This window comes from Pseudarthrobacter humi, from assembly GCF_024294965.1.
Taxonomy (GTDB): Bacteria; Actinomycetota; Actinomycetes; order Actinomycetales; family Micrococcaceae; genus Arthrobacter; species Arthrobacter humi.
Genome location: NZ_JANCLV010000006.1, coordinates 268767 through 274016 on the forward strand (window position 1 = coordinate 268767; position 5250 = coordinate 274016).

3 protein-coding genes and 2 pseudogenes are annotated in these 5250 nt (G+C 59.8%); 3 read left to right on the forward strand and 2 right to left on the reverse strand.

Translation table 11 applies throughout. The annotated features are described in order from the left end of the window. Positions 1-626: 626 nt before the first annotated feature. Both NFC73_RS11470 and NFC73_RS11475 read left to right on the forward strand, forming a co-directional pair. On the forward strand, positions 627-833 hold the full coding sequence (locus NFC73_RS11470) for a ribbon-helix-helix protein, CopG family (RefSeq protein ID WP_254750269.1): 207 nt from the start codon (positions 627-629) through the stop codon (positions 831-833). After that, a complete protein-coding gene (locus NFC73_RS11475; protein ID WP_254750271.1) occupies positions 830-1198 on the forward strand; it encodes a type II toxin-antitoxin system death-on-curing family toxin in 369 nt (122 codons plus the stop codon). The genes NFC73_RS11470 and NFC73_RS11475 overlap by 4 nt, the downstream gene beginning before the upstream one ends. 606 nt (positions 1199-1804) lie before the next feature. Here the strand turns inward: NFC73_RS11475 and NFC73_RS11480 are convergent. Further along, positions 1805-2812 (reverse strand): annotated as a pseudogene (locus NFC73_RS11480) (DUF4192 domain-containing protein). A 679-nt stretch (positions 2813-3491) separates the two neighbouring features. Here NFC73_RS11480 and NFC73_RS11485 point away from each other — a divergent pair. Further along, entirely contained in the window at positions 3492-4145 is a 654-nt protein-coding gene (locus NFC73_RS11485) for a GntR family transcriptional regulator (protein ID WP_254750293.1), read from the forward strand. A 232-nt stretch (positions 4146-4377) separates the two neighbouring features. On the opposite strand, the pseudogene NFC73_RS20740 reads toward NFC73_RS11485, so the two are convergent. Beyond that, positions 4378-4827: pseudogene (locus NFC73_RS20740) on the reverse strand (transposase); the annotation flags it as partial. Positions 4828-5250: the final 423 nt, after the last annotated feature.

A 5250-nucleotide genomic window follows, 5' to 3' on the forward strand; every position in this document is an offset into this window, starting at 1 on the left:
GGCCTCCGAGAAGACAAAGTCCTGCCCCTCCTGGCATCCTCTTCTCAGACTGCCGTAGGCGGGTCCATCGTTTCCAGTGACGCTGATATCGCTTGAGGGCAAACCCCACTCATAGACCACCGGGTTTGCACCGCCGCGTCCGCTGCCTGCGTCGCCTCCGCCGTCGCCTCCGCTGTGTCCGCTGTCTCCGTTTCCTGCGTTGCCTCCACCGCTGCTTCCGCTGCCTGAGTCGCCTCCACCGCTGCTTCCGGTGGATCCGCCACTACCGCCCCTCGTGTCGGAACTCGCCGTGGGAAGTTGGCTTTGAGCACCCATGTCGGTCGGCGCAGCTGGCCCGGTACAGCTACAGCCTGAGACAAGGGCTACTATTCCGAGAGACAGAATTGCTGCCTCCCATTGACGATGGGTTTGAGAACGGGTGTGATGCCTGTGCACCATCACTTTGTGACCTCCCGGTCGCTACGAGGAAAGGGCAGGACCGACGCGTGCTTCTGTCTTTGTCGCTCATTGTGCATCTATGGCGTTACTGGAGTGTTACCGGCTGACTATGCCAATGTCCGTACGCGTCCTCGGTTGGTTACCCGCAATTGGAGTAATCAGTGGTACTGATTTGGTACCATTGGTACATGGCTATGAATCTGCGTGTCCCCGAAGATCTGGATCGTCGTTTGGAGCAGCTCGCGGCCGAGGAACACACCTCGAAGTCTGCGTTGCTGCTTCAGGGTGCAGAGCTCGTGCTGCAGCGTCACCGGCGCGGCCGCGAGATCGGCGAGGGCTTGGATTTCGTGATGAGCCATGACGCTGAGCTCTTGACGCGCCTTGAGGATGCGTGACCGCGTACCTCGAGATTGAGGACGCGTTGCAGGTCGTTGACCGGTACGGGTTCCATATCCGAGACATCGGCCTCCTGGCCTCGGCTCTGGCACGGCCGGCAACGACGGTCATGGGTGTGGAAGCCTATCCGCAGTTAGCGATGAAGGCAGCGGCTCTCATGGAGTCGGTGGCGCGCTTCCATCCCTTGATCGACGGCAACAAGCGGACTGCGTGGACGCTGATGGTTTTGATGCTCTGGATCAACGGCTACCGGCACGACTTCAGCACTGATGAGGCGTTCCATCTCGTCTTGGGAGTGGCCGCCGGCGACGTTTCGTTGGAGGACAGCGCGGGGATGATTGTCTCGCACCTTGTGAAACGCTAACCACGGAACTCTGTGGCCGAGTCGTTGGTGATGCTTGGATTACGTACCGGAAAGCCGCGTGCCTCCGCCTATAGCGGAGACTGGTCTGGTGCGGAGACGGATGACCGCTTTAGTCCTTGTAATGTGCCTGTCTGCCGCTCCGAAGGGCGGATTTGGGGTGTGGACATTGTCCACATTTAGTGCTTCGGACCTGGTCGTAAACGGGTCGGATTGGCTCGGTTTCCGGATGTTTCCGCGGGAGCCCAGTGTTCGCGGGCTCTGGAATGCAGTTCGAGTCCCACCTCGGGCACGTGTTTTCCCTGATCAGGGGCCTTTTTTGTGTTTCTTCGTGTGGACAGTGTCCACACTCTTGCCTCTGATCTGATGTTCCGGGTGTGTGGGATCCCGGAAAGACCTATTTGGTTGTCTGGGGGAGCGGCTGCCTACGGCGGACCGCGGACCGCCCTGCGAGGGCTTTGCTGGGTGTTCATCCTCGTTCGTCCTTCCCTTGGGTTTGCGCGTTCACTACCTCATGGTGGCTAGGGCCGCGTACAACATGACGTGCTGATTATTCTTTAGATCGACCCAGGTTTGCGGTCGGTCCGGCATTTCGGCTCTGATACTTGTTCATGCAGGACTGCGGGGGGAACGGCATGACCTGGCCACTGATCCGGAACTGATCATGAGGACGCTAAGCCTGGCCAGGTGGTAGCCGGGGCCGGCTTCGAGGGCGAGTTGTAGGAACTGGTGTGCATTGCTGCCATGGCCTTCGCACCAATTGATGAAGGCGATGGCGGTGAGGATTGGGGCGGAGTGTCCGGTGCTGCTGCGTGTGTAAGCGTGCAGCAGCAGCTGCTCGGCCTACTCGACCCGGGGCCAGTGCGGCTTGCTGTTCGTCTGGGCCAGGAGAACTCGGTCCATGGGCTCGTCAATTCCGGGGATGTCCGCCACGAGTTGATCCCGAATGGTGGGGAACTGGAGGCCCGCGATCAGGCTGATGATCTGCTCGTCGGCCGGGAAGGATTTTGCGTCCAGCATTTCTGTCCAAAGCGCCCGGGCCTGGTCCATAGCATCTTGGACGATCAGGCTCTGCATCGATTTCACGCAATTTTCGACGGCGTCCGCGGTCTGTGTTTCTTTGGTCGAGGCCGGCAAAGTGATGCGGTTTGTAGGGGCGATGGTGCTGCCGCGGTACACGAACTCGGCGTTGATCTGGCTGGACTGCGTCGACGACAGAGGCAGCGATGGTCCGGCCATGGGATCGCCGTCGTATTGGGAAACTGCGTCGTCTCCGACGAGGAGCCCGTCGCGGATAGACATTCCCCGCTCGGCAAGGGCCCCTGTTAGTGCCGCGATGGTTGCGGCGTGAGGCTTGGCACGTCCGGCTTCAGCGGGCAACGCTGTGTAGAGGGCGAAGACGACGCTGGCAGCCTTAGCGTCATGGGCTAGGTATTCGGCGATGGTCTGTGCATAGCTGATCTCTGACCCCGGCTTCGGCAGGTCAACGCGCAGTGTGGCCCCGACATGGTTCTCGACAAGTGTGATGCCGACGAGGCTTTCGCGCGGCCAGAACCCCAGGGTGTGTCCGACGAAACTGAGTACGTCCGCGGGCGTTTTGATCGTTAGTGTTTCCATATTCCTTCTCTTTCAGCGACTGGCGGGCGCCGGTCGTGCTTGTTAGATTTCGGCGTCGTTCTGATAGAGGAGTCACCGCTGGGTATGAGGGGCCGGAGTGCCACTTGGGGCACCGGTCATGGACCTAGATTTCGCGAGGAGATAAGCGACGGAGGAGCGCCGAGTGAAATTTTGGATCCGGACCGGCGCATCGCGCCCTGGTTGCGCGGAGGGCCCGTCCAGCGATGATGGAGGTTCAGAATGACAAACAGCGAAGATTCTTTGGTCGTTCATGGATGGCTTTTGGTGTCACGGCATGACGCCGATGACTGCTGTAGAGAGCCTTCCGCGAACCGCTTCAGGGGAGCGCTCGCGGAGGCTTCCGACCTCCTTAGCAAGCTCGCTTGAGAGAAGTGCGGGTCAGCACGGCCATTTTGCTCTAGACGGACGGCGCTGGAAACCTCACGCCTACCCTTCGACTTATCCGTTCGGTCCGAGCCTCAAGGGGTGTGCTTTTACCACGGGTTCCATCTACCGTCTGACACAATGGATCCAGTGGCAGTCGTGTTGCCTCAGGCGCCAATCTGAGTCGGGCGTGACGTTGAGGCGGAACACTACTACGCTTTCAGATTACTCACTTTCGTGAGTCCGTGTGGATACATTCGGTGTTATGCCGCAAGTCAGGATTGAAGCCGTGGAAATGAAATCGCGAGGAACAGCAAGGGCCGCAGGTGCCCGGATCGCAGACCAGCTCAGGACCATGATTATCAGCGGCGAACTGGCCCCGGGAGAACGGATCGGTCAAGAGATGCTGGCTGAAAAATTCGGCGCGAGCCGCATTCCGGTGAGGGAAAGCTTGAAACTCCTTGAGGCGGAGGGGTTGGTCAGCATTGTTCCGAACAGTGGAGCTTGGGTCTCGAAGCTTGACGCATTTGAGTTCGACCAGATCTACAAACTCCGTGAACAGGTTGAGTCCCTTGCCATTAGGGAAAGTATTGATGGCCTCTCCGAGGAGCAAGTTCGGCGCCTAGATGAATTGGTGGAGGAGATTGCCCAAGCTTCGGACATTGAGACATTTTTGAGGGTCGACCGGGAATTCCATCTCTTGACCTACGCGGGAGGCAACTTTTCGCTCCTCCATGAACTCATTGAGCGATTCTGGAATTCAACCCAGCACTACCGACGGGTGTTTGCTCAGGGATTCAGCGCCGAGCGGCAGTGGGCCACCGATGCCGAACATCGGCTGATTGTGGACAGCATCAAACGGCGTGATCACGACGTCGCGGCTAGCCTCGTCAGGGGCCACATCCGGAGGACACGTCTCGATCTGGCGGCTAGAACGGATATTTTCTGATAGTCCCCATTTGGAATTCGAATGCGGGTCGTGACCCGGCAGTATCGGACGTTATGGTGGTGTCTTCGTCGGCAGTCTGAGTGGGCGGCGCTGCCCGTGCTGGGTCGGACGCCGCGGGCGCCTTTGTTTCTTGGGGTTGGCGGCCTGGTCTCTGGGTTCGGGAATGACGGTCTTGATTTCCTCGCCCGCAGGAGTGGACGGTTGGCACTGGAGGTATAGGCTTTGTCACCCATCACCGCGTCGGAGCGGGTCCGCGCCCGGCCTTTCCGGCGCGCGGGAAGGTGATGGCGTCAATGACATGGGAAAAATCTGCGAGGTAGAGCCCTGGCCAGGCCCGATAATGAAGGCCTGGGGCCTGTATTTCCCGTCGCTGTCGTGGTGGTTCGTGCTCAGCCCGCCGCAGGAACGCCCGACGGCGTGGTCGTGAGGCTCGGTCCAGCGTTTCCTGTAATTCGGGGGGCTCCCCCTCTGCTGGCGGAAGTCGCTCTCCCATGGCGGCGTCGGCTTGGGTAAGCAGGACGTCATGGATCCGGTCCCAGATCCGGCCTGCTGCGAAACGGCGGTGGCACTTCCGCGCCGTCTGCCACGGACCGAACTGCTCCGGCAGGTCCCGCCAGGCGATCTCGCACCGGTAACGGTAGACGATGCCCTCCGCGACCTGGCGTGGTTCCGGAACGCGCGGTCGCGCTGGCCGTCGGAACTGGGCAGAAACGGATCAACGCGGGCCCCCTGATCATCGGTAAAGACTTGGAAACGAGATAAGCACCCAAGTTTTCCAGCTAGCTGCCACCTATTTGGGCGACACGCCCTAGTCGCGTGAGGCGTGAGCGTTGTCAAAACACAGCGATTTGAGCTCAGAGCCTTCTAAGTGAGTAACCCGCAGTGTTGGTGCTCGTTCGACTTAACACACTGCGGCACCCACGAGTCCACCCGGTTGTTCAGACGTTGGCCCAAGAGGACGTCGAGACTCACTATCCGTGCTTGTTAACGCCAACCGAAAATAGGGCCAGGAACGCCAACTGAAAATAGGGCCACCGACCATTATGGAAGGTGATCAATTTGGATGATTGGGCGGAGATACGCCACCTGTTTTCGACGGGCAAGC

Excerpts from the sequence above, each read along its gene's own strand:
- NFC73_RS11485 (WP_254750293.1), top strand. The coding sequence starts at position 3,492 with ATGAAATCGCGAGGAACAGCAAGGGCCGCAGGTGCCCGGATCGCAGAC.
- NFC73_RS11470 (WP_254750269.1), top strand. The coding sequence starts at position 627 with ATGGCTATGAATCTGCGTGTCCCCGAAGATCTGGATCGTCGTTTGGAG.